The organism is Campylobacter sp. RM16704, from assembly GCF_000816245.1.
Classification (GTDB): domain Bacteria; phylum Campylobacterota; class Campylobacteria; order Campylobacterales; family Campylobacteraceae; genus Campylobacter_D.
Map to the genome: position 1 here is coordinate 206237 of NZ_CP007769.1, position 23902 is coordinate 230138.

The window sequence follows — 23902 nt, forward strand, 5'->3', positions numbered from 1 at the left end:
TTATAATATAGTAAATTTTACTAAATAAAGGTTATATTATGAAAGTTATGGTTATACAAGGTCCAAATATCAATATGCTTGGTGTAAGAGAAACTCATATTTATGGTAATATGAAAATGGAAGACATTCATGAGCAAATGAAATTAGCTGCTAAACAAGCAAATGCTGAGATTGAATTTTTTCAAAGCAATTTCGAAGGTGAGTTAGTTGATAAAATTCAAGAATGTTTAGGAAGCGTAGATGGAGTAATCATCAATGCAGCTGCATATGCACATACTTCTATTGCAATTCGTGATGCTATAGCAGCAATTAATTTACCTGTGATTGAGGTACATATTAGTAACACTTATAGAAGGGAAGAATTTAGACAAAAAAGTATGATAGCACCAGTTTGTGCAGGTAGTATAGTAGGTTTTGGTCCTTTTGGCTATCATATGGCTTTAATGGGGCTTTTTCAAATTTTTGATCAAATTAATGCTTACAAAGCAGCACAAGCAAAAACTCAACAAGCAAATCAATGAATTTTATCTTAAAAAACGAAAATGCACTTTTTTATGAGTGTGGCTATTCTTGTGATCATGCTTTATTTTTAAAACTCGAAAATGAAGCTTTTTTTATAACTGATGCAAGATATAGTTTTGAAGCTAGTGAATTTATAAAAAATGCTAAAGTGATTTTAGCACAAGATCTTTTTGCTAGTGCTAGAGATCTTTTGGAAAAAGCAAGAGTTGATAGAGTATGTTTTGATCCAAAAGACTTTAGCTATTTTGAGTTTAAAGAGCTTAGCAAAAGTGTAAATATCGTTTTTGAAGAAAAATTAGATCTTAGCAAAAATAAACGCATTATAAAAAATGCCAAAGAATTGCAACTTTTGCAAAAGGCTGTAAATTTTGGCAAAGAATGCTTTGAAGAATTTGCTAAATATATTAGTCAAGAAGGCTATGGAAAAAGTGAAAAAGAATTGCATTTTAAAGCATGTGAAATTTTTCAAAAAAATGGTGCTTTAGGACTTTCTTTTTCACCTATTGTAGCTATTAATGAAAATGCCGCTAAAGCCCATGCTTTACCTAGTGATAAAAAGTTAGAGTATGAAGATTTATTATTAGTTGATGCTGGAGTAGTGTATCAAAGGTATTGTTCTGATCGTACGAGAACAGCTTGCTTTGATGAGAGTGGCGTAGTTTTTGATAAAGATAAACCAAATTTTAAGAACAAAGAAATAAAAGAAATTTATGAAATAGTAAAGCAAGCACAATTTAAAGCTATAGAAAAAGTAAAAGTAGGTATAATGGCGAGTGAACTTGATTTTGTAGCAAGAGAAGTGATAAAAAATGCAGGTTTTGAAAAAGAATTTATCCATAGCTTAGGGCATGGAGTAGGGCTTGATATACATGAACTGCCAAACATTAGTCCAAAAAGTGATTATGAATTAAAAGAAGGTATGGTTTTTACTATCGAGCCTGGAATTTATATTAAAGACAAATTAGGCATTAGAATAGAAGATATGATTTATCTTGATAAAGAAAAGGCAGTGGTGCTATAATTTGCTAATTAAAGGAGCTAGAAAAATAGAAAAAATTCGCTTTTTCCCTTTTTATTCAAATGCTGGTAAAAAAGGAAAATATATAGCTATTATAGGAGTTGGAGGTAATATAGAAGATGAAAAAAAACGTTTTAGAAGTTTGTTTAGAGTTTTGATGCAAGATAAACGTTTACAGATTTTACAAACTTCACCATTTGTAATAAATAAAGCTTTTGGTTTCGAAGAGCAAAAAGACTTTACTAATGCAGTAATGGTTGTAAGTACGAGTTTACATGCAAGAGCACTTTTAAAAGTTTTGTTTTTTTATGAGTTTAAATTTAGAAGAAAAAGAACTTTTAAAAATGCTCCTAGGACACTTGATTTGGATTTGCTATATTTTTCAAAGAAAGTGAGAAAAGATGAGTATTGCACGGTGCCTCATGTAGGGGTAAATGATAGAATTAGCGTAACTTTGCCCTTGGGCTTGTTAAGATAAGGAAAAATATGGGACAATTGATTCATACTTTTACAGTTGAAAGCACAGATGAGATTATACCTAAGGTTAAACAAGATTATGGCGATAAAGCTTTGATAGTAACTAATAAGCAAATTCGTCCAAAAACTATCAACCAAAAACCTTTATATGAGGTTATAGTAGCAATTGAAGAATCCGATTATGAAGAACATTTAAAGCAAAATAATATGCCTATACCACCGAAGAAAAAGCCAAATATAGCAAATTTTCCTGAAGCTAAAATTCAAACTCCAAAGCAAGAAGATGTGAAAAAAGAAGAAGATGTGGTACTTGATTTTTCTTCAAAAGCTAAACAAAAACCTATTAATCCTTATCTAAATGCAAATAAAAAAGATGATAATTTTTTAAATTTAAAAAATAAGCTTTCACAGGTTAGTTCAGAAATTAATAAAGTTTCTAATTATCAGGACTTTTCTATGCCAAATCCAAGCTATAATAAAAAAATTGAAGCTTTTGAAAAACAAATGAATAAGCTAAATGATAAAATGAATTTGCTTGTAGATATGATGTGGGATGATAAAACAGATTTGCGTAAAGAACTTGTTATACCGCCTGAATTTGCAAGTATTTATAAGCAAGCTAAGGCAAGTGGTATGCAAGAAGCACACTTAGAAGCAATTATGAAAGCAACTATTGAAAATATGCCAAGTACTATGAAAGCAAACCAAGAAGCAGTACAAAGATATTTTTATTCACTTTTACGCAATATGCTTCCTTGTCGTTTAGAAAGTGAAATTAAAAAACAAAAAATTATGATGTTAGTAGGTCCAACAGGAGTAGGAAAAACTACCACTTTAGCAAAGCTTGCTTTTCGCTATGCTTATGGAGATAGACGATATAAAACTGGTATTATCACACTAGATACATATAGAATAGGTGCTGTGGAGCAACTCTTTCAATATGCTAAGATGATGAAACTTCCTATTATTGATAGTATAGAGCCAACAGATTTAGATGATGCAATTAGAAGTTTAAATACTTGTGAAGTTATTTTGGTAGATACAACCGGAAATTCTCAGTATGATAAAGCAAAACTTGAAAAAACTAAAGAATTTTTATCACATTCTAATGCGCAAATTGATGTAAATTTAGTTCTTTCAGCAAATACAAAGTATGAAGATTTATTAGAAACTTATAATAATTTTTCATTTTTAAATATAGATACTTTAGTTATTACAAAATTTGATGAAACAAAAGTCTTTGGTAATGTATTTTCTTTACTTTATGAAACTGCTACACCGATGAGCTTTTTTTCTTTAGGACAAGAGGTGCCCGATGATATAGAAGTAGCAAATAGCGACTTTTTAGTTCGTTGCGTGCTAGAAGGTTTTAGGAGAGATGAAAATGAGTAATCAGGCGGAAAAATTAAAAGATTTGGTAAAAAATAATAATTCAAATATAAAGCATACTCATTTTATTGCGGTTACTAGTGGTAAAGGCGGAGTTGGAAAAAGTACTTTTAGTGCAAATTTGGGTAATATTTTATCTAAAAATGGATATAAAGTAGGGCTTTTTGATGCAGATATTGGGCTTGCAAATTTAGATGTAATTTTAAATGTACGTATAGAAAAAAATCTTTTACATGTTTTAAAAGGTGAGTGTTCATTAGAAGATATTTTGATAGAAGTAAAACCAAATTTATGGCTTATTCCTGGTGAGAGTGGAGATGAAATTTTAAAATATAATGATAAAAATATTTATGAAAGATTTTTGAATCAAACAAGTATTTTAGATGATTTAGATTTTTTAATTATTGATACAGGTGCAGGTATAGGTGGTAATATAGGAAATTTTTTAGAAATGTCTGATGAGGTTATTGTCATCACTGTGCCTGATCCTGCGGCGATTACTGATGCTTATGCAACTATAAAAGCAACTTCAAAAACCAAAGAAAATTTATTAATGGTGTTTAATGTAGTAAAAAATGAAAATGAAGCTTTGAGAATTTTTGATAACATTAAAAAAGTAGCAGATATTAACATTAAACATAATTTAAATTTAGAATTTTTAGGGTTTTTAGGTCAAAGTAAAGATATTAGTTCTAGTATTAAAAAAAGAACTTTATTTAGTGATGAAGATACCAATGCAAGTGATGAGTTAAAAGCTATAGCTTCTAAACTTTTATATAGATTGGAACAAAAAGTGCTTAGTAATGTAGGAGATAAAAGCATTGTGAGTTTCTTTAAAAAGCTTTTAGATCGTTTTTAGATTGAAGGAAAAAAATGAAGCCAGAAAATTTTGTAGCTTTTTTTACTGTTTGTGGTTTTTTTATAGGTTTAATGTTTACCATAGTTAATATAGAAGATGCGTTAGAAATAGTCGTATATACTTGTTTGATTACTTTTGTGTTTTATGTATTAATTCATATAGTGATTATGATTTTTGTAGATATAAATAAAATTAGTGGTAGAAGTTTCAATAAAGAAAAGTATGAAAATGACAACAATAGTTTTATAGTAGAATTAGCTGCAAGAGAAAAGAAAATGGATTACTTGCTTGAAAAACTTCAAGAAGAACGTGAAGATCTTAAAAAACACGATAATTCTAGTAAAAGAAAAGTAAAACATGCAGCCGCTTAATGCTTATGCTTCTACACTAAAAAAAGAACAAGATGAATTAGTTATATCCTATATGCCAGCATTAAGAGCTATGGCTTTTAGACTTAAAGAACGTTTGCCGGCGAGTATTGATGTAAATGATTTAATTAGTATAGGTGTGGAAGAAATGATTAAGCTTTCACGCCGTTATGATAAAGAGCAAAATGATAATTTTTGGGGTTTTGCAAGAAAAAGAGTTAATGGAGCCATGCTTGATTATCTAAGAAGTTTAGATGTAATGAGTAGAAGTAATAGGAAAATTATTAAAGATATTGATGCTATTATAGATGAATTTTATCAAGAAAATGAAAAAGAACCAGATGATGAGTATTTGGCAAAAAGGCTTGATTTAGAAGTAGAAAAAGTCAAAGAAGCAAGAGCAGCACATGCAATTTCACTTGTGATGCCTTTAGATGAACAGCTTAATTGTTTTAATGATAGTAATATTATAGAACAAATTGAAAAAGAAGAATTAATAGAAAAAATCAATGTTGTTTTAGAAGAATTTAAAGAAAGAGAAAAACTTGTAATTCAACTTTATTATTATGAAGAATTAAATTTGAAAGAGATTGCTGAAATTTTAGAAATTAGCGAATCAAGAATTTCTCAAATTCATAAACGATTATTAAAGAAAATTCGTGAAAGGTTAGCTTAGATGGCTGAGATACTTTCCCAAGAAGAAATTGATGCTTTATTAGAAGTAGTTGATGATGATAGCGATGATAGTGCTACCTCTTCTAAGTTAGAAGAGATAGAAGATAAAAGAGATATAGTTGTATATGATTTTAAACGTCCTAATAGAGTTTCTAAAGAACAACTTCGCTCTATTAAAGGAATTCATGATAAATTAGCTAGAAATCTTGCATCACAAATTTCATCTATGATGAGAAGTATTGTTGAAATAAAACTTCATTCGGTTGATCAGATGACTTATGGCGAATTTTTGATGTCTTTGCCTTCGCCTACAAGCTTTAATGTTTTTTCTATTAAACCTTTAGATGGAAATTGTGTTTTAGAGATAAATCCAAGTATTGCTTTTCCTATGATAGATAGACTTTTGGGTGGTCAAGGTGAAAGTTTTGATACCTTAAGAGAACTGACAGAAATCGAACTTAATTTACTTGATTCTATTTTGCGTATTATTATGCAAAGGCTAAAAGAAAGTTGGATGAATGTGACTGAAATTTATCCAAGTGTTGAAGCTAAAGAATCAAGTCCAAATGTTGTGCAAATTGTTTCACAAAATGAAATTGTTATTATGGTAGTAATGGAGATTATCATCGGAAATTCAAGTGGTATGGTAAATATTTGCTATCCTGTTGTACATTTAGAAAGTATTTTGAGTCGTTTAGCAAATCGTGATATTATGATGGGTGAAACTTCAGCAAAAAAATCAAGAAATAAAGAACTTAAAACCTTAATCGGTCGTGCTGAAGTGATTTATGAAGCTATGCTTGGTAAGACATTTATTAATGTAAATGAGTTTTTAGATCTAAAACAAGGAGATATCTTAAAACTTGATAGAGGTGCAGATGATAAAGCTATAGTGGCCATTGATAAAAAGGAAGTATTTTTAGCTCAAGTTGGACTTCATAGATTTAGAAAGTCAATTAAAATCTTAGAACTTATCAAAACAGATAAAGACGAGATTAAAGAAATGCTTGAAAGATATGAAGATGAAAGAAGAGCAAAAGCAAATTCTTATGATGGTAATGAAGAACTAGAAGAGGAAGACGATGATCAATGATTTTTTAGGCATATTTGTCAACGAATGTGTAAGTACTATAGAAGGTTTAACTGGAAAAAATGCTGAATTTAGTGAGTATTACGAATATGATGTAAATTCTCAAGATTCTATGACTCCACCATTAGTATGTGCTACTTTTAGCATTAATAATGACATGAAAATTAAGGTCTTAGCAAGTGCGGTTTTAATGAGTGCAATTGGTGAATGGATGATGGGGGAAGAGGAAATCTCCAAAAATAACGAATTAAATGATGATGAAATGGATGCAGCTAAAGAAGCTATACAAAATATTATTTCTGCATTTTCTACAACCTTAGGTGCACAAAAAGAAATTCCTAAAATGGAATTTAATTTAGAAAATTGCGAATTTGTTGTAGATGCCTTAGATTTAGGTGGTTTCCATAAATTGTATTTATACAATGTAAAAATATTAGATTTGGAAGAGAAAATTTCTTTAGTTTTTGATGAGAAAATATATAAAATTTTAACTAAGACTGAATTAGAAGAAATTGTTGCATCAGAAGATCATGCACAAGATCATAAAGCTTTAGCAAATGTTGAAGAGTTGAGAAATATCGGTTTGATTATGGATGTACGTTTACCTATAAGGGTGCGTATTGGTAGTAAAAAAATGCTTTTAAAAGACGTTTTGACTATGGATATTGGTTCTGTTATTGAGCTTGATCAACTCGCTAATGATCCTTTAGAAATTCTAGTTGGAGATAAAAAAATTGCCTATGGGGAAGTTGTAATTGTAGATGGAAACTTTGGAGTGCAAATTACCGAAATTGGCTCTAAAAAAGAAAGATTAGAACAATTAAGATGAAAGAATGTATCATTGAAGATATTGCTTATCTTCAAGAATTAGAAAAAATTCAAAAAGGCATAACTTTTTTCGGTTCTGCTCGGTTAAAAGAAGATAATGAATATTGTATATTGGCTTCAAATTTAGCAAAAAGACTAACTGATGAGGGTTATAGTATAATTAGTGGCGGTGGTGGAGGTATTATGCAGGCTGCTAATTATGGTGCTATGCAGAGTAAAGCTTTGCATTTAAAATCTTTTGGTTTTAATATACATTTACCTTTTGAGCAAAAAGCAAATGATTTTTTAGAGTATAATATCACTTTTAAGAGCTTAGCCATTCGCAAAATGGCTCTTATTCAAAAGAGTCTAGCTTTTGTGATTTTCCCAGGCGGCTTTGGGACATTGGATGAATTTTTTGAAATTCTTACTCTTAAACAGCTTAATTTTAAAAAAGATGTTCCTATTATTTTAGTTGGGCAAAAATTTTGGCATACTCTTGATAAATTTATAAAAACCTCTTTGCTAGAGCTTAAAACAATATCTAAAAATGATGAATTAAAGTATAGCATAAGTGATGATTTGGATGAAATTATAAGAATGATAAAGGATAATGATGAAAATTCTTGTTGCGATGAGTGGGGGTGTAGATAGTACAGTTACTGCTTATAAGTTAAAACAAGCTGGACATGAAGTTCAAGGGTGTTACATGAAGCTTCATGGAAAACCTAATTATCATGAAGAAAATATACAAAAAGTTGAAAAAGTTGCTAAATTTTTAGATATCAAATATCATATTTTAGACTTACAAGAAGATTTTAAAAATCAAGTTTATATGCCTTTTGTAAATACATATAAAGAAGGAAAAACCCCAAACCCTTGTGCTTTATGTAATCGCTTTATCAAGCTTGGTAAGCTTTTGGAATTTGCTAAGAGTTTGGGTTGTGAGAAATTAGCCACAGGTCATTATGCAAGGATAGAAAATGGTTTGATTAAAACTGCGGTTGATGAGAGTAAGGATCAAAGCTATTTTTTAGCAAATGCAGATAAAAAAGCTTTGGGATATTTGATTTTCCCTCTTGGAGAGATGAAAAAAGAAGATGTAAAAAAATTTGCTTCTACAATCAATGTTTTAAAATCTTTTGCAACACAAAAGGAAAGTTCTGAAATTTGTTTTGTGGAAGATACTTATGTGCAAGTTTTAGATCAGTTTATGGATACCAAAATTCCAGGTATTGTAAGAGATAGTAGTGGCAAAGAAGTGGGAAAACATGAAGGTTATATGCACTATACTATAGGCAAAAGAAGGGGTTTTGAAGTGCGTGGGGCACATGAGCCACATTTTGTATTAAAAATTGATCCTAAAAAAAATGAAATTATAGTAGGAAAAAAAGAAGAACTTAAAATAAGTGAATTTAATCTTGATAATATTAATTTATTTATTGATACTAAAGAGTTAGATTGTGAAGTAAAAATACGCTATAGATCAAGATCAACCCCATGTAAGGTTTTGATCAATGAAGATAAAAGTGCAAAAATTATCTTACAAGAGCCTGTTTATGGACTTGCTAGCGGACAAATGGCGGTATTTTACGACAAAGATTTAGTTCTTGCAAGTGGATTTATAAATTAACAACAAAGGATTTGTTCCTTTGGTGTTGTATTCTTATGTAATTATTCTAATAAATCTTTCAATGGAATGTCTAAGCTTTTAGAAATTTTATATAAATGTTCTAAGTTAAAATGCTTACCATATCGATTGCATTCACAATTTGAATAAAAAGCAACCGATTTTATGCCTATATCTAAAGCTAGTTCAAGCTGGGAAATTCCCTTTTTTTCTCTAAAATTTCTTATATTTGATGATACTTTTTTATAAAAATTTAAAATTTCTTCTTCGCTAGAATTGCTAAAGTCATCTTCCATTTTTTATCCTATAGGATTAATATGAAATTAAACTTTACAAAGATATAATTTTTTTAAATATATCCTATAGGATAAATTAAAGGAGTAAAAATGAAAAAAATAGCATTCTTTTTTATTGCTTGTATTTTATTTACAGCATGCAATAAAACTTTATACAATCCGCAGGTGGATGAAAAGTTAACTGTAGCAAAAGCTCAAAAAGATATAAAAATAGGTATGAGCTCATCTGAAATCATAGAAATAATGGGATCTCCAAATATTATATCAACTGATGAGCAAAGAAGAGAAGTTTGGGTATATGATAAGATTAACACTCAAAGAGCTTATCAAAATTCATCTGGTGGTATAAGTATTATTTTGGCTGGGGTTGCTGGAAATAGTGGTAGTAACGTTAGTACACAACGAACTTTAACTGTTATTATCAAATTTGATAATAACCAAAAAGTTAGAGATGTAGCATACCACACTTCAAGCTTTTAAGGTATTAAATATGAAGTTTATAATACCTATTTTTTTACTTATTTTTAGTGGTTGTGCTACAACTAGTGTTAAGGAAATGATGAAAATTGAAACATCTACAGCGCAAGAAAGACAATTGCAGACTAAAAGTTTTAATACCGTTGATACAAATAAAATTTTGTCATCTAGTATTGCAACATTGCAAGATCTTGGATTTAATATAGATGAAATCAATAGGGACTTTGGTATAGTTAGTGCATCTAAAATAAGAGATGCGCGTGAAGCTTCAACACAGGTTGGCGTTGTATTCTTGGTACTATTATCGCCAAGTGCTGCTATAGCCGCTTCAAAACAATCAGATCACACACAAGAAATTAAAGCAAGTATAGTTGTTTCTACAAATAACAAGCTAAAAAAAACTTTTGTAAGATTTACAATGCAAAGAACCATAAGAAACCAAGAAGGTGCGGTTAATGAGGTTGGTACGATCAAAGAACCAGAAATTTATCAACAATTTTATGAAAAATTATCAAAATCAGTGTTTTTGGAGGCAAATGAACTATGAAAAAAATATTATTATTTATAATAGCTTTATATTTTGTTGGGTGTGGTATAAATTCTAGACAAATGGTTATTGAAAATACTCAGCAACTTCAAGTTAGGACATACCAAACAAAAGAATATGATTATCCTAAAAAAATTGTTGCAAAGGCTGGTGTTTCTGCATTGCAAGATTTAGGTTTTGTAATAGATAAAGCGGATTTACAAACAGGTACAGTTACTGCAACAAAACTATCAAAAGGTGCAACAATGCGTATAACATTGGTTGTAAGAGAAAAAGGAGATAAAAAATCAACCATTAGGGCAAATGCTCAATATGGATCTAACATGCAAGTTCCAACTCTTGTAGAAGATCCAGAAATTTATCATTCGTTTTTTCAAGTGCTAGATAAGGCAATATTCTTTGAAAAAGAGAATATATAAAGGAAAACACATTGAGAATAATAATTTTTATGTTGCTTTTATCTGTAATGTACGCAGATAATTGCAATAATGAGCAAAATGATTACAAAGAAGCTGTATTAGAATATAAAATTACTATACAAAATTTAGATCAACAAGAACAAATTGACTTAGACAGAGTGCATAATAATATTCTTAGAAATAATACAAAGTCTCCAATGGATTTAATGCAAGAAAGATTATCTGATAATTACAATGCTTTCGAATATAGAAATAAAATATTAGAGGAAGATAATCGTGCTATAAGAGATATAATAAATATGCAAGATGAAGTTAGAAATTTTTACAATAGACAAAGATTAATAGCTCTTGAAAAATTAAATTTATCAAAGTTGAAACTGCAAAGATGTAAAAATAAAAAATAAATTATAACAGTTTGGAATTATTATGGAGATCTTCTTTGTTTTTACTTATCATATGGATTTCATTTACGAGATTGATTTATTTTCTTTTATTTATAATGATTTTATTCAAAGTGCTAATTATAAATCAGGTGGAAACATATCAAAACTTGATTCTTTGTTTGGTGTAATTGCTTCTGTATTTACAAAATTAATCTTTTGCATAGTTGTAGTTGTGGTTATTTTAAGTTATATTTTAGAAAAACTACATAGCAAATCTTAATTCTATATTTTTATGTAATCGTTAAAACAATAGGTATAATGATCAAAATATCTCCATAATGCTTATATCAAACCATAAAAGATCAAATTTAAGTAAAATTCCATAAATCACAGCACTAAACAATCCTGCGAAAATTCCTGCTAAAACATCATCTAGCATTACACCTAAACCGCCTTTAGTTTTTTTGTCAATTTTACCTATGATAGAAGGTTTTGTGATATCAAAAAATCTAAATAAAACAAAAGAAAGTAAAAAAGTAAAAACACTTTGACCACAAATTGCTAAAGCTAAAAATACCCCTACAACTTCATCTATAACGATGTGTTTATCATCATGTTTGCCTGTTTGTTTTTCGTATTGATCGATGATTTTTATAGAGACTAGGAAAAGTAAAATTGCAAGTAAAATTAAAGTTCCTATGCCAAGATATCTTAGTATAAAAAAAGCAGGGATGAGTGCTGCTATAGTTCCAAAAGTTCCTGGAGCTTTACTTACACTACCTGAATAAAAAAATGTTAAAAATAGTTTTTGCATGATTACACCATATATGACATTTGATGGAGCTTTATAAGCTGTTCGTAAAATTCTTTATCGCTTCTATATTCTAAAATACCATGCGTAGGGAAAAGATTACTATAGATATTTTGTTTGTTATGGAAGCGATTTGGAAAAAGCTCTGATAAAATCAAAGCAGAAATTTCTCTTCTTATAAAAACTGCTGGTGGAATGATACCAAGTCTAAGTAAATTTTTTAAAGAATCTCCGTGGTATTTCATATGATGATGAGCTCCATGTGGGCATGATTTGGTACTTACTATCATTTTGCACTCATCACAAAATACAAATTCAGGAAGTATGGTTACTTCTATATTATAATCTTTTGCAAAATCATCAAGAACGGTAAATGCTTTGTTTTGGTTAAAATACATTCCAAGCCCTGCGTGATTTTGTCCTACGAAAAGTTTATTACAATCAAAGCTTTTAGCTAAAGCACATTCAAGTATAGGATTTAAATGTGAGGCAAATATTTTTATATTATATAAAGGTATAAGTAAAACCCTAGAAGAAGGAAGATAGTTTTGTGCAAAAATATCAAAACAACGCTTTTTAAGTTTCAAATTCAAGCCATTATTTTCATAAGATTCTATAAGGAAAATAATCACTAGATCAGATTGTTCTATAGCCCATCTTAAAATTCTTTCATGCGCTCTATGAAAAGGATCAAAACTTGAAACAATGGCTGTGATATTAGAAGGATTGAGTCTTTTTTTGATTTTCTCAAAATCTTCTTTGATAGCTTTAATATGATTGTGATAAATTTCAAATTCGCCGCTTATACAAGTTTTTCCAAAATCATCAATCAAACAAGCATTAGGTCTAAAAATATCATTAGTATTTTTATCGTTTTTAAATTTGCTTTCCAAGATTATATGTCCTATAACTTTATCATCGCATATAAATTCTATTTTTTCGCCAATTCTTGCATTTTCTAAAGTTTTTTCATTTTCTTTCATTCCTGCTGGGGCAAAGGTTAAAGTGTAAGGAATTTTTTGATTGTGAATCATTCCTGTAGATAGAACTTCATCTCTTTCTTTTTCATTCATTAATTTTGTAAAAGATCCAAAAATACCTTCTTTTATAAAACATAAAACCTCGTATTCTTCTTCTGATATTGTAATGTTATTTTTTCTTACTGATGCCATATTTTTTCCTTTTTTCCCATAAAGACTTTCTTGAAATTCCTAATTTTTTTGATAAATCAGTGTCAGGAAATACATTTTGATAACTAATAATAATATGTTTAACATAATCATCAATAGTCAAAATTCCATTACTTTCAAAGGTTTTTTCATCGGTGTTTAAATCTATAATTTTAAATCCATCACACTCGATGTTTGCACTTGTGTGTATAATAACAGATTTTTTAATAGCTAAATTTAATAGTTTTTCTTTTTCTAAAGATTTTAATGTCTGAAAATTTGTTAGATAATATAATGAGTTATCTTTAAAAATTTTATCTAAATTTTGATGGTGTGATAAATCTATGTAGATATTTGCAATATTGTGTTCATTGGTATAGTTAAATACAAAATGATCGGCAAAAATTTGATTGTTTGTTTTTAGAATTAAAGGAGTTTTTATTTTTTTATAATCAAAAATAGGCAATTTTGCTGTTTCAAATTTATGCTTAAGATAAGATTGGTAAGTATGATTTAAAACACTTATTTTTTTAAATTCTTGAAAATGTTTCATTTTGCGTGTAAGTTCTTCTATCATAAAAGGTTTTTGTATATAATCACTAGCTCCTGATTTTAAAGGCGTTAAAACCGTATCTGAGCTAATATAAGATATAAGCAAAATGATTATTTTATGTTTAAAAATTTCTATAATATGCTCAAAATTAGCCACACTAGTTGAAAGTAAGATGATTTCATAATCATGATAAACTATTTCATTAATATTTGCTATTATGTCACACTCATAACCTATAGAATTTAATTTTGAACCCATACTTTGTGCTAAATAAAATTCATTTTCTACTATTAAAACTTTCATAATTTCGTCCAATCAAAATATTTTAAATTTACACTTGCTAAAACACCAATCCCTTCTTTACGGCCTATAAAACCTAAATGCTCTGTAGTAGTAGCTTTAATGTTGATTTTATTTGGTGTAGTTTTCAGTGTTTTAGCGATATTAAAAGCAATGGCTTCTTTAAAATCTTTCATTTTAGGAGTTTGTGCAATGATGGTAATATCAGCATTTACAAGTTCAAAGCCATAATTTTGCACTAAAGTATAAGCATTTTGCAATAAAAGCATAGAATCAACATTTTTATACTGCATATCATTATCTGGAAAAAGTTCTCCTATATCTCCAAGCCCTGCTGCACCCAAAAGCGCATCAATTAGCGCATGAGCTAATACATCCCCATCAGAATGAGCTTTTAAACCCATATTTTCATGCACTTTTACCCCGCCTAAAAGCAAAGCTCTTTGTTCTCCAAATTCATGTACATCAAAGCCATTTCCATTAAAAATATCCCAAGATGGTTTTGGTAAATTTAAACTTTTCAAATCCTCTTTAAAGGTAATTTTTTTTGCTAGCTCATCACCTTGTACATACCAAATCTTACCACCTATAGCTTGAATTGCAGTACTATCATCTGTAAAATTTATATTTTGTTTTAAAGCTTTTTTCAACACATTTGTACGAGAAAGTTGTGGGGTTTGTATGAGTTTGATTTTATCTCTTTCTATGACTTCTTGAGCATAAATTGTCGTATCGCTTACTTTTAAAATAGGTGTAATACAATCGGCTTTATCATAATTTTCTATGATGTTATTAAAAAGATTTTTAGAAACCAAAACTCTTGCTACATCGCTAACTAAAACATATTCACTCTGTACTAGATTTAAAGCATTAAGTAAAGATTGTGCTCTAGTTGTACCACCTTTAACAAAGTGATATTCAGGAGCAAATTTTTTCATATAAGAAATATTACTAGAAGTAACAATTACTTGTTTAAAAGGATAAAAAGAACTTAAATTTTTAGTAGCATAAAGCCATAAAGGTTGATCACCTAGTCTTAAAAATTGTTTTTTTACCGGAGAATTAAATCTTGATGACTCCCCAGCAGATAACATAATCAAGGAAATATCTAACATTTGTTACACCTTAATTTTTTGTTGATGTTACGATATTATACACCATAAAAGCCAAAATTTATATTTTTGTTAGTAGAATTAATCATTTTAAATAATAAGGAGAAAAATTGAAGGAAAAAATAGAAGAAAGGCTAAAACAAGTTATATACCCTGGATTTAAAAAAGATATAGTTAGTTTTGGCTTTGTTAAAAATATTGATACAAATGAAAATAAAGCCCATATTATAGTAGAAATTGTTTCAGCTAATACTCAAATTGCACAAGAGCTTAGAGCGAATATTGTAAATGTTTTAAAAGATTTAAATTTAGAACTTAATTTAGAAATCATTCAACCAAAAATTCCTGAAGAAAAAAGTAATTCAAGAAGTGGTAAAAATATTGCTCCACAAATTAAAAATTTTCTTATGATTTCAAGTGGAAAAGGCGGAGTAGGCAAAAGTACTACGACTTTAAATTTAGCAATTTCTTTAGCTAAAATGGGCAAAAGAGTAGGGCTTTTGGACGCAGATATTTATGGACCAAATATACCAAGAATGTTGGGTGAAAGCAAGAGTAAGCCAGAAATTGTAGGACAAAAAATTCGTCCTATTTTATCTCATGGTGTTTATATGATGAGTATGGGTGTGCTAATAGAAGAGGGTAAAGGTTTAATGTGGCGTGGTTCTATGATTATGAAAGCAATTGAACAACTTTTAGCTGATGTACTTTGGCCTGAACTTGATGTATTATTACTTGATATGCCTCCTGGAACAGGTGATGCACAAATTACTTTAGCTCAAAGCGTTCCAGTGAGTGCAGGTGTGTGCGTAAGTACTCCTCAAGTAGTGTCTTTAGATGATAGTAAAAGAGCGCTTGATATGTTTGAAAAATTACACATTCCTGTTGCGGGTATTATAGAAAATATGAGTGGCTTTTTATGTCCTGATAATGGTAAAGAGTATGATATCTTTGGAAAGGGTACGACTGAAGAAATGGCAAAAGCTTATAATTGTGAAGTTTTAGCTCAAATTCCTATCGAAATGAGTGTAAGAGAAGGTGGAGATAGCGGTAAGCCTGTAAGTTTTTATATGCCTGAAAGTGTTAGTTCAAAGAGGTATTTACAAGCTAGTGAAAAAATTTGGGAATTTATAGAAAAAGTAAACCAAGAGGGTAAAGTAGATAATTCAGCTATTCAGCCAATAATGAATGGTAAAAGTGCATGTTCGCAATAAGGAGAAACAATGGCAATAGAAAATAAAGAAGAATTTTTAAATTTAATCAAACAAATCGAACAAAGGATTAATTATAAAAAGCCTAAAGCTTTTGCTATAGCAAGACTTGATTTAAGTCAAGTTGATCCTAGTAAAAAACTTCAAGCTAATTTTGGCGTGATTAATTTTGAGCAAAACTATGCCGCTGCTGCAGTGATGTTTGAAGCATTTTTCAGAAGAGGGGTTGATATTGATTTTAACGAAAGTGAATTTGTGGCTACTTTGATCAAAGAAGATTTAGATTTTGCACTTGAATGCTTTGCGCCGTTTTTGCAAGAACAAGGCCATAAAAATATAGAAGTCATAAAAGCAGCAAAAGAAAATTTTAGAGAAAATACTTTTTCTTTTGTGTGTATTTTTGAAGATGAAGCACCAAAAAGTTTAGAAAGTGTATATTTAAAACTTTATTTACTTTCGAATAAAAAAGTTCCTCTAAGAAGTTTAAATTTAACAGGCGCTTTTGGGATTTTACCAAATGTTGCATGGAGTGATAATAAGCCTATTGATTTAGACTTTTTAAGAGAAAATGAAATTGATTTAAAAATGAGTGGAAGATATCCAAGGATTGATTATGTGGATAAATTTCCAAGATTTCTAGCTCATGTAATTCCTGAAGATAATACTAGAATTTTAGAAAGTTCTAAAGTAAGAATGGGTGCGGTCTTGGCTGCAGGTACTACTATAATGCCAGGTGCTGCTTATGTGAATTTTAATGCAGGAACAACTGGTGCTTGTATGGTGGAAGGTCGTATTAGCTCTTCAGCTGTGGTAGGTGAGGGAAGTGATGTAGGAGGCGGTGCTTCTATACTCGGTGTTTTAAGTGGTACCAGTGGTAATGCTATTAGTATCGGCAAAGCTTGTCTTTTGGGTGCAAATTCAGTTACGGGAATTCCTTTAGGGGATAATTGTATTGTTGATGCAGGTATTGCTGTTTTAGAAGGGACTAAATTCGCTTTAAAAAATAAAGAAGAACTCCAAAAAATCAATCCTGACTTTAACTTTGATAAAGACATATATAAAGGTTTAGAATTAGCAGGATTAAATGGTTTGCATTTTAGACAAGATTCTCAAAGTGGAGCAATGATAGCAGCTTTTAATAAAAAGGCTGTAAAACTTAATGAAGATTTACATTAATTCTTAGCCCTTATGGGTTAAGAATTTTAAATAATTCGTGTAGTTTATAAATACACACGCTAGGGTGATGTTTAATGCTTCCTATATGTAGTAAAATCTCTTTGCTATCTTTTTTATAAAGCTTTTGCACAAAATTAAAATTCCACCATTTGTAAGTTTTGAAATTTAAATTATGGGTAGTATTTATATGAAAATTTATATAAGAATGGTTTTGAAAATTTTGTTTTAAGCCAGGTGCTTGAAAGGCATAAACTTCTTTTGCTGTGCTAGGAAAGATTCTTGTAAAAGTTTGAGCTAAATATCCTCCTAAAGAATGTCCTATGATGATGAGATTTTTATCAATGGTGTATTTTTGTTTGAGTTGATTGTAAAAATACTGCATGGATTGAATTTGACCTTTAGGGGTTTTGTTAAGTAAAATCAAAAAATCACTATAAAAATCTTTAAAATCAAAACACAAAGGATTTAAGTCACTCCCTGCAAAGGCTAAAATATAGTTTTTTCGTGTTTTATCATAAATAAAATTAGCTCTAAAACCCATTTTAGATTGAGGGTGTGTTTCATTGATGTGTTCAAGTATTTCATAATTTTTTACAAATTTTAAAGCTAAAAATGCATTGTTTAAACCACCTACAGGGATTTTTTCTTTTTTATAAAAAGGATTGGTTAAGGCTTTTATAATGGCTTTGCGTTTTTGAAAACCTTCTTTTTGTAAGCTTTGGTTTAAGCATACATTGGCACAATAAGCTACTAAACTATAATCATATAATTTTTGCAATAAATTGATATTTTTTTTGAAATGAATTTGAAATTTAAATAAGAGTAGCTTTTCTTGGGAATTTAAATTTGTTTTTTGACTTAAAGCAATAAAGCTTTGCAAGTCAAAAAACATTATAAATTCTTACATAGAGCAAGTGTTTTGGATAGTTGAACTAAGCATCCAAAGAACTTTTTCATATTTTGCGATATTTTCTTGAGCAAAAGCTGCAGTTGTAGTATCACTTGCTTTTTCAGCTTCTTCATTTAGTTTTTTAAATTCAGCTAAAAGGTATTTATAATCTTCTCTAATAAGCTCTAAAACTTCTATTGGGGTAAAGCAATCTTTTTGAGCCTTAGGTGCTTTTGCATTTTCTAGTAATGTTTTTGGACAAACAATAGCTTTTTCTCCAAGTTGCAAAGCCCTTTCAGCACAATCATCAAAAAGTTCAGCCATTTCTTCATAAGCTTTTTCTGTATATTCATGAATTGAAAAAAATTGCAAACCTTTTACATTCCAGTGATAATTGTGAAATTTAATCCATAAGCTATGAGCATCCGCTTGTAATTGTAATAATTGTTTTGTTACTGACATGTTATCTCCTTTTTTTATTTTTGAAAATTATAACACAAAATTCTTAAATAATAATTATTATTATATAATAAATTTTAATGTTAATAATTATTATATTTTCATTATACTCTTTTTTTATAATAAAGCAAATTTATTTACTTAACATATTTTTGAGTATTAATTTCCCCACTTCCACACCAGGTTGATCATAAGTATTAATCCCAAGCATAATTCCACAAGCTGAGGTAAATAATTCATAATAATACATCAAATATCCGCAATGATAAGCATCTAATTTTTCAAGTTCTATGACATCAACACTTAAATTTTCAGCAATCAAAGCATGCATGGTTGCATCACATTGAGCATTTAAAAGATCGTGTAAATTGACTTCATTAGTAAAATCACAATTTTGCAAATGATTAAAGCTTATATTTGGGATACTAGGGGATTTTTGACTATCTTTGATTTTTAAAAAAGTAACGGTTTTATCTTTGGGTCCATCCATGATAAGTTGCAAAAAGCTATGCTGATCTCTAGCGCCAATTAAAGCAACAGGAGTTAAACCTATGCGTTTAAAGCCTTGTTTTTTACCTAGGCTTTCAGCAATTAGTTGAATATACCATTCATTAAAACCTTTAAAAGCATCTCCATAAGAAAAAAGTACATTAATATGCGCACTTTTATGTGTGCAATAATGATAAGCTTTTTGCAAAATTTGATCACATTTTTTTTCAAAAAAATCCACATAACAAGCTTTTGCACCTTCTAATAAGGCTTTAGTATTATAACCACAAAAACTCAAAGGAACAATTCCAATAGCAGATAAAACACTAAATCTACCCCCAACATTTTTAGGTATAAAAAAGCATTTTATATTTAATTCTTCGCCTAGTTTGTGAAGTTTTGACTCAAAATCGGTAATAAACACAAAGTTTTCGTGTAAATTTTCATTTTTAAAATTAAAATGAGCAACGATGAGTTTAAATAAAGAAATTACCTCTATAGTTGTGCCTGATTTACTTGCTATAATGAAAAGTGTTCTTTGTGGGTTTATTTTTTGCATAGCTTGGGTAAAATTATGCGAAGAGGTGTTATCTATAATGAAAAGTTTTTTTTCTTCTACTTGGTCAAATAAAAGCTCTTTTAAAGCTTTAACCCCACAACTTGATCCACCCATACCTACTAAAACAATATTTTCTATATGAGTTTTAGTTGTGATGAATTCTTTACTTTCTTTAATCAAATCAAAGCTTGTATCCACTAAGTGATAATACCCTATATCACCACTTTTTAACTCATCATTCATTCTATTTGCATAAGCGGTGATTTTTTTAAAATCTTGGGTTTTAAAAAATAAAGTGTTATTTAGCATTTTTTGCTTTTCTCATAAAAATAATTAGTTGCCTCGACAAAGCCTTCTACGCTTCCACAATCAAATCTTTGTCCTTTAAATTTATAAGCTAAAACCATATTATTGGTTGCTTGTGAAAGTAGTGCATCGGTTAGTTGAATTTCTCCATTTTTACCTGCTTTAGTATTTTCTAAAATACCAAAAATATCAGGTGTTAGAATGTATCTTCCTATGATGGCTAAATTACTTGGAGCATCTTTTGGATCAGGTTTTTCTACCATAGAATTTACCATGATTAAATCTTCTTCCACGGCATTTCCTGCAATCACTCCGTAATTTGAAACTTGATCAGCTTCAACTTCCATCACAGCTATAATAGAGCAGCGGTATTTTTCGTAAATTTTTACCATTTGAGCTAAGACATTTACCCCATCTTCATTCACACATAAATCATCTGCTAAAATCACTCCAAAAGCTTCATCTTGCACCAAAGGCTTTGCTTTTAAAACCGCATCTCCTAAGCCTTTCATTTCATTTTGTCTTGTAAAAGTAAAAGTGCAGCGATCTATAAGTGTTCTTATTTCGCTTAAAAGGTATTCTTTTTTAGTGCCTGCGATTTGATGTTCAAGCTCATAAGAAATATCAAAATAATCCTCTAAAGCTCTTTTTCCACGCCCTGTAACAAAGCCCATAGTTTCCATACCAGCTTCTAAAGCCTCATCTACCCCATAGTGAATTAAAGGTTTGGTTAGTATGGGTAGCATTTCTTTAGGTAGGGTTTTTGTAGCGGGTAAAAATCTAGTCCCATAACCTGCTGCCGGAAAAATACAAGTTTGAAGCATAGTTTATCCTTAAATTTTTATAAGTTGTTTTGATTATAATTTTATTTAAATATTATAACTAATTTAAGGAAAAAATGAAAACCATTGATCAAATTTATCAAGCAAAAATAGAAATCAAAAAATCAACTTTTTTATCTTTTTTATGTCCTTTTGAAGATTTTCAAATTTTAATGCAAAGACTAAGAAATGAACATTTAAAAGCTGTGCATTTTGTATATGCTTATAGGTATTTAAATGAATTTAATCAAATCATAGAAGATAAAAGTGATGATGGTGAGCCAAAAGGAACCTCTGCAATGCCTTGTTTGAATGTCTTAAGAGGAGCTTTGCTTGTTAATTGTGCGGTGATTGTGGTGCGTTATTTTGGAGGGATTAAACTTGGTACAGGTGGTCTTGTAAGAGCTTATAGCGAAGCCACAAATGAAGCTATTTTAAATGCAACGCTTTTAGAATTTGAAGCAAAAAATATTTTAAATTTAAACATTCCTTTTTATCTTTATGCAAGATTTGAGCATTTTTTAAATAAAAATAACATTTCATATGAAAAAAAATTTCAAGAAAATGTTGAATTGATTTTAAGCGTTAATGCTAAAGAAGAAGAGGAATTTAAAAAATTTGCAAAAGAGTTTGAATTTAGCGGACTTGTTTGGAAGTAAGCGTTTGCTTACTTCATTTTTATAAAGAACTTAAAAGATCTTTTACCATATCTTTTTGTGGCTCTTGTTTTTCTTCTATATTAGCTTGCATAGGAGTTTCATTTTGTCCTCTAAAACGATAATTATAAATATTTGACATATTTGAGCTAAAAATTCCTGTGCTAAACTGATCTTGACTCATAGCTTTTGAAAAAAGCTCATCAAGTTTTATGCTTTGCTCGTTTAAATTTTCGCTATTGCTTTGACTAAGTAAAGACATAAAGTCTTCATTAGCTCCTTGAGTGCTTTTATAAGCACTACTTTGACCATATCCATACTCTTTAACCGATAAATTATCATGGTTAACTTGCATGTTTTCTCCTTTCAAAATGTTACAAGGAAAAAACAAGCAAAAATCATTCCTTAATCACCATGAGTTGGGTGGTATTCAGCTTCTATTTCATTATTTTTGATAAACTCTTCTCTAGCTTTATTACAGCGTTCATCTCTTAATTTTCTATAAGCATTTCTACTTTCTAACTCTTGAGGTTTTAAGGGACGATCTTCTAAAAAAGAAATGTGAAAATAAGTATCATCTTCTTTGCTAAATTTTTCATAAAATTCTACATAATCAAAATAATCTTTTTCACTTTGAAAATCTACACTTTCTTCTACATAAATAGTTGGCCCAAAGCCTCTGTGATTTTGAGTAAAATGTCCAAAACCAGCTGCATATTTTATCTTAAACGAATTCATTCTAAACCTCCTAAAAATTCGTCATAACTTCCTTTGAAATCTGTTAATTTCCCATTTTCTAAAAACCATATACGATTAGCAAAAGCACTAATTAGCTCTCTATCGTGGCTTATACATATCACACAACCTTTGAAATTATACAAGGCTTCACCTAATGCAATGATACTTTCAAGATCTAAATGATTATCCGGTTCATCTAAAAGTAAAAAATTCCCGCGTTCTAGCATTAGTTTTGAAAGCATTAAGCGGTGTTTTTCGCCTCCGCTTAAACTAGAAGCCATTTTTTCTTGATCGCTTCCGCTAAAAAGCATTCTACCAAGACATTTGCGAATTTCATCTAAATCTTTGAATTTTTCACTCATTAACCATTCATAAAGCTTCAAATCTTCATTAATTAAATTTGTTGTATCTTGAGCAAAATATCCCATTTCTATAGTAGCACCAAGGTGAATATGGCCACTATCAGGTTCTAATTTTGAAGCGATGATTTTAGCTAAAGTGCTTTTGCCTACACCATTTGCACCAATTAAAGCTATTTTATCACCTTTTTCTAATTTTAATTCTAAATTTTCAAATAAAGTTTTATCATAAGCTTTGCTAATACCTTTTAATTCTAAAACTTCATTCCCTATTTCTCTATTAGTTCTAAAAACTATGCTAGGATCACGCCTGCTTGAAGTTTTAATCTCTTCAAGTTCAAGTTTTTCTAAAGCTTTGGCCCTGCTTGTAGCTTGTTTAGCCTTTGATGCGTTTGCACTAAAACGGCGTATGAAATTTTCTAATTCTTCTCTTTCTTTTAAGGTTTTATCGCGTTTGAGTTCAGCTTGTTTAGCAAGTAAGGTTGAAGCCATATACCAATCATCATAATTTCCTGCAAAATCTCTAATTTGTTTAAAATCCACATCTAAAATTCTTGTACAAACTTTATTTAGAAAATGTCTATCATGGCTAATTACTACTAAGGTTCCCTCATGTCTTAAAAGCTCATTTTCAAGCCAAGAAATAGCTTCTAAGTCAAGGTTGTTTGTAGGCTCATCTAAAAATAACACATCAGCACCTAAAAACAATACTTGTGCTAGTAAAACTTTAAATTTATCTGCACTTTGCAAAGTGCTCATGAGGGCATTAAAATCTTTAATATTTAAAGAGCTTAAAATTTTTTCACATCTAAGCTCACAATCATAGTTTGGATCCTCTTCTGCTGTTATGATTTCAAGCTCGCTTAATCTATCATTGATTTCATCGGTAAATTCTTCACTCGTATAAAGTTTTTCTTTTTCTTTTAGTGCATCGTATAATCTTTTATTCGCACACATTACCGCATCTTTGATGGTGTAGTTTTCAAAAGCAAATTGATCTTGACCTAAAACAGCGATTTTTAAATTTGGATCTATACAAATTTCTCCACTACTTGATTCTATTTCGCCTGAGAGAATTTTTAAAAAGGTTGATTTACCAGCTCCATTTGCACCTATCAGTCCATATCTTTCACCGCGGTTTAGTTTTAAATTTACATCTTCAAATAATAACTGATTTGCAAAACGCATTGAGAGATTTTTTACTTCTACCATTAGTATCCTTGAATATTTTGTTATAATTTTACAAAATATTGTATAATACTTTTTGCGTATATGAGAATATATTTTATTTTTTATGATAAATATTAAAAATCAAAGAGAAGTTGTTATTCTCTTTG

31 protein-coding genes are annotated in these 23902 nt (G+C 29.5%); 19 read left to right on the forward strand and 12 right to left on the reverse strand.

Going from position 1 to position 23902, the window contains the following annotated elements:
• Positions 1-38: 38 nt before the first annotated feature.
• The 11 genes from aroQ to mnmA are packed head-to-tail and all read left to right on the forward strand — an operon-like array spanning position 39 to position 8838.
• Positions 39-521, forward strand: coding sequence for a type II 3-dehydroquinate dehydratase (gene aroQ / locus CAQ16704_RS01170; protein WP_039666528.1), 483 nt, complete (start codon positions 39-41; stop codon positions 519-521).
• On the forward strand, positions 518-1543 hold the full coding sequence (locus CAQ16704_RS01175) for a M24 family metallopeptidase (RefSeq protein ID WP_039666529.1): 1026 nt from the start codon (positions 518-520) through the stop codon (positions 1541-1543). The genes aroQ and CAQ16704_RS01175 overlap by 4 nt, the downstream gene beginning before the upstream one ends.
• Before the next feature lies 1 nt (position 1544).
• Positions 1545-2018 carry a 2-amino-4-hydroxy-6-hydroxymethyldihydropteridine diphosphokinase gene (gene folK, locus CAQ16704_RS01180; RefSeq protein ID WP_039666530.1) on the forward strand — a complete coding sequence of 158 codons (474 nt, stop codon included), beginning with the start codon at positions 1545-1547 and terminating at the stop codon, positions 2016-2018.
• Between the two features lie 8 nt (positions 2019-2026).
• Positions 2027-3409, forward strand: coding sequence for a flagellar biosynthesis protein FlhF (gene flhF / locus CAQ16704_RS01185; protein WP_039666531.1), 1383 nt, complete (start codon positions 2027-2029; stop codon positions 3407-3409).
• Entirely contained in the window at positions 3402-4265 is an 864-nt protein-coding gene (gene flhG, locus CAQ16704_RS01190; protein WP_039667669.1) for a flagella biosynthesis ATPase FlhG, read from the forward strand. Before flhF ends, flhG begins: the two co-directional genes overlap by 8 nt.
• A 14-nt stretch (positions 4266-4279) precedes the next feature.
• A complete protein-coding gene (locus CAQ16704_RS01195) occupies positions 4280-4636 on the forward strand; it encodes a hypothetical protein (protein ID WP_039666532.1) in 357 nt (118 codons plus the stop codon).
• Positions 4623-5309: an RNA polymerase sigma factor FliA gene (locus tag CAQ16704_RS01200; RefSeq protein WP_039666533.1), complete on the forward strand. Its 687-nt coding sequence runs from the start codon at positions 4623-4625 to the stop codon at positions 5307-5309. Before CAQ16704_RS01195 ends, CAQ16704_RS01200 begins: the two co-directional genes overlap by 14 nt.
• Positions 5310-6401, forward strand: a complete 1092-nt coding sequence (fliM, locus tag CAQ16704_RS01205; protein WP_039666534.1) for a flagellar motor switch protein FliM — start codon at positions 5310-5312, stop codon at positions 6399-6401.
• A complete protein-coding gene (gene fliY / locus CAQ16704_RS01210; RefSeq protein WP_039666535.1) occupies positions 6391-7227 on the forward strand; it encodes a flagellar motor switch protein FliY in 837 nt (278 codons plus the stop codon). Before fliM ends, fliY begins: the two co-directional genes overlap by 11 nt.
• Complete coding sequence (locus tag CAQ16704_RS01215; RefSeq protein ID WP_039666536.1) at positions 7224-7859, forward strand: TIGR00730 family Rossman fold protein; 636 nt, start codon at positions 7224-7226, stop codon at positions 7857-7859. Before fliY ends, CAQ16704_RS01215 begins: the two co-directional genes overlap by 4 nt.
• Entirely contained in the window at positions 7822-8838 is a 1017-nt protein-coding gene (gene mnmA, locus CAQ16704_RS01220) for a tRNA 2-thiouridine(34) synthase MnmA (protein WP_039666537.1), read from the forward strand. The genes CAQ16704_RS01215 and mnmA overlap by 38 nt, the downstream gene beginning before the upstream one ends.
• Before the next feature lie 41 nt (positions 8839-8879).
• On the opposite strand, the gene CAQ16704_RS01225 is transcribed toward mnmA, so the two are convergent.
• Positions 8880-9131 (reverse strand): helix-turn-helix domain-containing protein, encoded by a 252-nt coding sequence (locus CAQ16704_RS01225; protein WP_039666538.1) that lies wholly within the window; start codon positions 9129-9131, stop codon positions 8880-8882.
• Positions 9132-9221: 90 nt separating this feature from the next.
• Between CAQ16704_RS01225 and bamE the strand changes: the two genes are divergently transcribed.
• From bamE to CAQ16704_RS01250, 5 genes are read left to right on the forward strand one after another with little or no spacing between them, the layout of a single operon-like run.
• A complete protein-coding gene (bamE, locus tag CAQ16704_RS01230) occupies positions 9222-9611 on the forward strand; it encodes an outer membrane protein assembly factor BamE domain-containing protein (RefSeq protein WP_039666539.1) in 390 nt (129 codons plus the stop codon).
• Positions 9612-9621: 10 nt separating this feature from the next.
• Positions 9622-10155, forward strand: coding sequence for a hypothetical protein (locus tag CAQ16704_RS01235; RefSeq protein WP_039666540.1), 534 nt, complete (start codon positions 9622-9624; stop codon positions 10153-10155).
• Positions 10152-10574: a hypothetical protein gene (locus CAQ16704_RS01240; RefSeq protein ID WP_052244951.1), complete on the forward strand. Its 423-nt coding sequence runs from the start codon at positions 10152-10154 to the stop codon at positions 10572-10574. The genes CAQ16704_RS01235 and CAQ16704_RS01240 overlap by 4 nt, the downstream gene beginning before the upstream one ends.
• Positions 10575-10585: 11 nt before the next feature.
• Positions 10586-10978, forward strand: coding sequence for a hypothetical protein (locus CAQ16704_RS01245; protein WP_039666541.1), 393 nt, complete (start codon positions 10586-10588; stop codon positions 10976-10978).
• Between the two features lie 22 nt (positions 10979-11000).
• On the forward strand, positions 11001-11237 hold the full coding sequence (locus CAQ16704_RS01250; RefSeq protein ID WP_039666542.1) for a hypothetical protein: 237 nt from the start codon (positions 11001-11003) through the stop codon (positions 11235-11237).
• Positions 11238-11279: 42 nt separating this feature from the next.
• Here the strand turns inward: CAQ16704_RS01250 and CAQ16704_RS01255 are convergent, their stop codons facing one another.
• From CAQ16704_RS01255 to CAQ16704_RS01270, 4 genes are read right to left on the reverse strand one after another with little or no spacing between them, the layout of a single operon-like run.
• A complete protein-coding gene (locus tag CAQ16704_RS01255; protein WP_039666543.1) occupies positions 11280-11771 on the reverse strand; it encodes a phosphatidylglycerophosphatase A family protein in 492 nt (163 codons plus the stop codon).
• A 2-nt stretch (positions 11772-11773) separates the two neighbouring features.
• Positions 11774-12940 (reverse strand): ATP sulfurylase (sulfate adenylyltransferase), encoded by a 1167-nt coding sequence (locus tag CAQ16704_RS01260; RefSeq protein WP_039666544.1) that lies wholly within the window; start codon positions 12938-12940, stop codon positions 11774-11776.
• The gene (locus CAQ16704_RS01265) at positions 12918-13793 is read right to left on the reverse strand and encodes a receiver domain protein (protein WP_039666545.1); all 876 of its coding nucleotides are present in this window, start codon (positions 13791-13793) and stop codon (positions 12918-12920) included. Before CAQ16704_RS01265 ends, CAQ16704_RS01260 begins: the two co-directional genes overlap by 23 nt.
• The gene (locus CAQ16704_RS01270; protein ID WP_039666546.1) at positions 13790-14905 is read right to left on the reverse strand and encodes a bifunctional 2-C-methyl-D-erythritol 4-phosphate cytidylyltransferase/2-C-methyl-D-erythritol 2,4-cyclodiphosphate synthase; all 1116 of its coding nucleotides are present in this window, start codon (positions 14903-14905) and stop codon (positions 13790-13792) included. Before CAQ16704_RS01270 ends, CAQ16704_RS01265 begins: the two co-directional genes overlap by 4 nt.
• 107 nt (positions 14906-15012) lie before the next feature.
• On the opposite strand from CAQ16704_RS01270, the gene CAQ16704_RS01275 reads away from it, so the two are divergent.
• On the forward strand, positions 15013-16116 hold the full coding sequence (locus CAQ16704_RS01275; RefSeq protein WP_039666547.1) for an Mrp/NBP35 family ATP-binding protein: 1104 nt from the start codon (positions 15013-15015) through the stop codon (positions 16114-16116).
• A 9-nt stretch (positions 16117-16125) separates the two neighbouring features.
• Positions 16126-17289: a 2,3,4,5-tetrahydropyridine-2-carboxylate N-succinyltransferase gene (locus tag CAQ16704_RS01280; protein WP_039666548.1), complete on the forward strand. Its 1164-nt coding sequence runs from the start codon at positions 16126-16128 to the stop codon at positions 17287-17289.
• Positions 17290-17299: 10 nt separating this feature from the next.
• Here the strand turns inward: CAQ16704_RS01280 and CAQ16704_RS07915 are convergent, their stop codons facing one another.
• The 4 genes from CAQ16704_RS07915 to galU all read right to left on the reverse strand — a co-directional run bounded on the left by CAQ16704_RS07915 (position 17300) and on the right by galU (position 20815).
• Positions 17300-18181, reverse strand: coding sequence for an Mbeg1-like protein (locus tag CAQ16704_RS07915; RefSeq protein WP_052244952.1), 882 nt, complete (start codon positions 18179-18181; stop codon positions 17300-17302).
• Positions 18182-18190: 9 nt separating this feature from the next.
• Positions 18191-18640 carry a Dps family protein gene (locus tag CAQ16704_RS01290; protein ID WP_039666549.1) on the reverse strand — a complete coding sequence of 150 codons (450 nt, stop codon included), beginning with the start codon at positions 18638-18640 and terminating at the stop codon, positions 18191-18193.
• 130 nt (positions 18641-18770) lie between these two features.
• Positions 18771-19994 (reverse strand): glucose-6-phosphate isomerase, encoded by a 1224-nt coding sequence (locus CAQ16704_RS01295; RefSeq protein WP_039666550.1) that lies wholly within the window; start codon positions 19992-19994, stop codon positions 18771-18773.
• On the reverse strand, positions 19988-20815 hold the full coding sequence (galU, locus tag CAQ16704_RS01300) for a UTP--glucose-1-phosphate uridylyltransferase GalU (RefSeq protein ID WP_039666551.1): 828 nt from the start codon (positions 20813-20815) through the stop codon (positions 19988-19990). The genes CAQ16704_RS01295 and galU overlap by 7 nt, the downstream gene beginning before the upstream one ends.
• Positions 20816-20889: 74 nt before the next feature.
• On the opposite strand from galU, the gene CAQ16704_RS01305 reads away from it, so the two are divergent.
• Positions 20890-21471, forward strand: a complete 582-nt coding sequence (locus tag CAQ16704_RS01305; protein WP_039666552.1) for an IMPACT family protein — start codon at positions 20890-20892, stop codon at positions 21469-21471.
• A gap of 19 nt (positions 21472-21490) precedes the next feature.
• On the opposite strand, the gene CAQ16704_RS01310 is transcribed toward CAQ16704_RS01305, so the two are convergent.
• The 3 genes from CAQ16704_RS01310 to CAQ16704_RS01320 are packed head-to-tail and all read right to left on the reverse strand — an operon-like array spanning position 21491 to position 23777.
• Positions 21491-21823, reverse strand: a complete 333-nt coding sequence (locus CAQ16704_RS01310) for a hypothetical protein (RefSeq protein WP_039666553.1) — start codon at positions 21821-21823, stop codon at positions 21491-21493.
• A gap of 50 nt (positions 21824-21873) precedes the next feature.
• On the reverse strand, positions 21874-22206 hold the full coding sequence (locus CAQ16704_RS01315; protein ID WP_039666554.1) for a hypothetical protein: 333 nt from the start codon (positions 22204-22206) through the stop codon (positions 21874-21876).
• Entirely contained in the window at positions 22203-23777 is a 1575-nt protein-coding gene (locus CAQ16704_RS01320) for an ABC-F family ATP-binding cassette domain-containing protein (RefSeq protein WP_039666555.1), read from the reverse strand. The genes CAQ16704_RS01315 and CAQ16704_RS01320 overlap by 4 nt, the downstream gene beginning before the upstream one ends.
• Between the last annotated feature and the right edge of the window lie 125 nt (positions 23778-23902).

Bases quoted from the DNA above. Each gene is read 5' to 3' on its own strand.
- aroQ (WP_039666528.1), top strand. From the start codon at position 39: ATGAAAGTTATGGTTATACAAGGTCCAAATATCAATATGCTTGGTGTA.
- CAQ16704_RS01175 (WP_039666529.1), top strand. From the start codon at position 518: ATGAATTTTATCTTAAAAAACGAAAATGCACTTTTTTATGAGTGTGGC.
- flhF (WP_039666531.1), top strand. From the start codon at position 2,027: ATGGGACAATTGATTCATACTTTTACAGTTGAAAGCACAGATGAGATT.
- flhG (WP_039667669.1), top strand. From the start codon at position 3,402: ATGAGTAATCAGGCGGAAAAATTAAAAGATTTGGTAAAAAATAATAAT.
- CAQ16704_RS01195 (WP_039666532.1), top strand. From the start codon at position 4,280: ATGAAGCCAGAAAATTTTGTAGCTTTTTTTACTGTTTGTGGTTTTTTT.
- CAQ16704_RS01200 (WP_039666533.1), top strand. From the start codon at position 4,623: ATGCAGCCGCTTAATGCTTATGCTTCTACACTAAAAAAAGAACAAGAT.
- fliM (WP_039666534.1), top strand. From the start codon at position 5,310: ATGGCTGAGATACTTTCCCAAGAAGAAATTGATGCTTTATTAGAAGTA.
- fliY (WP_039666535.1), top strand. From the start codon at position 6,391: ATGATCAATGATTTTTTAGGCATATTTGTCAACGAATGTGTAAGTACT.
- CAQ16704_RS01215 (WP_039666536.1), top strand. From the start codon at position 7,224: ATGAAAGAATGTATCATTGAAGATATTGCTTATCTTCAAGAATTAGAA.
- mnmA (WP_039666537.1), top strand. From the start codon at position 7,822: ATGAAAATTCTTGTTGCGATGAGTGGGGGTGTAGATAGTACAGTTACT.
- CAQ16704_RS01225 (WP_039666538.1), bottom strand. From the start codon at position 9,131: ATGGAAGATGACTTTAGCAATTCTAGCGAAGAAGAAATTTTAAATTTT.
- bamE (WP_039666539.1), top strand. From the start codon at position 9,222: ATGAAAAAAATAGCATTCTTTTTTATTGCTTGTATTTTATTTACAGCA.
- CAQ16704_RS01235 (WP_039666540.1), top strand. From the start codon at position 9,622: ATGAAGTTTATAATACCTATTTTTTTACTTATTTTTAGTGGTTGTGCT.
- CAQ16704_RS01240 (WP_052244951.1), top strand. From the start codon at position 10,152: ATGAAAAAAATATTATTATTTATAATAGCTTTATATTTTGTTGGGTGT.
- CAQ16704_RS01250 (WP_039666542.1), top strand. From the start codon at position 11,001: ATGGAGATCTTCTTTGTTTTTACTTATCATATGGATTTCATTTACGAG.
- CAQ16704_RS01255 (WP_039666543.1), bottom strand. From the start codon at position 11,771: ATGCAAAAACTATTTTTAACATTTTTTTATTCAGGTAGTGTAAGTAAA.
- CAQ16704_RS01260 (WP_039666544.1), bottom strand. From the start codon at position 12,940: ATGGCATCAGTAAGAAAAAATAACATTACAATATCAGAAGAAGAATAC.
- CAQ16704_RS01265 (WP_039666545.1), bottom strand. From the start codon at position 13,793: ATGAAAGTTTTAATAGTAGAAAATGAATTTTATTTAGCACAAAGTATG.
- CAQ16704_RS01270 (WP_039666546.1), bottom strand. From the start codon at position 14,905: ATGTTAGATATTTCCTTGATTATGTTATCTGCTGGGGAGTCATCAAGA.
- CAQ16704_RS01280 (WP_039666548.1), top strand. From the start codon at position 16,126: ATGGCAATAGAAAATAAAGAAGAATTTTTAAATTTAATCAAACAAATC.
- CAQ16704_RS07915 (WP_052244952.1), bottom strand. From the start codon at position 18,181: ATGTTTTTTGACTTGCAAAGCTTTATTGCTTTAAGTCAAAAAACAAAT.
- CAQ16704_RS01290 (WP_039666549.1), bottom strand. From the start codon at position 18,640: ATGTCAGTAACAAAACAATTATTACAATTACAAGCGGATGCTCATAGC.
- CAQ16704_RS01295 (WP_039666550.1), bottom strand. From the start codon at position 19,994: ATGCTAAATAACACTTTATTTTTTAAAACCCAAGATTTTAAAAAAATC.
- galU (WP_039666551.1), bottom strand. From the start codon at position 20,815: ATGCTTCAAACTTGTATTTTTCCGGCAGCAGGTTATGGGACTAGATTT.
- CAQ16704_RS01305 (WP_039666552.1), top strand. From the start codon at position 20,890: ATGAAAACCATTGATCAAATTTATCAAGCAAAAATAGAAATCAAAAAA.
- CAQ16704_RS01310 (WP_039666553.1), bottom strand. From the start codon at position 21,823: ATGCAAGTTAACCATGATAATTTATCGGTTAAAGAGTATGGATATGGT.
- CAQ16704_RS01315 (WP_039666554.1), bottom strand. From the start codon at position 22,206: ATGAATTCGTTTAAGATAAAATATGCAGCTGGTTTTGGACATTTTACT.
- CAQ16704_RS01320 (WP_039666555.1), bottom strand. From the start codon at position 23,777: ATGGTAGAAGTAAAAAATCTCTCAATGCGTTTTGCAAATCAGTTATTA.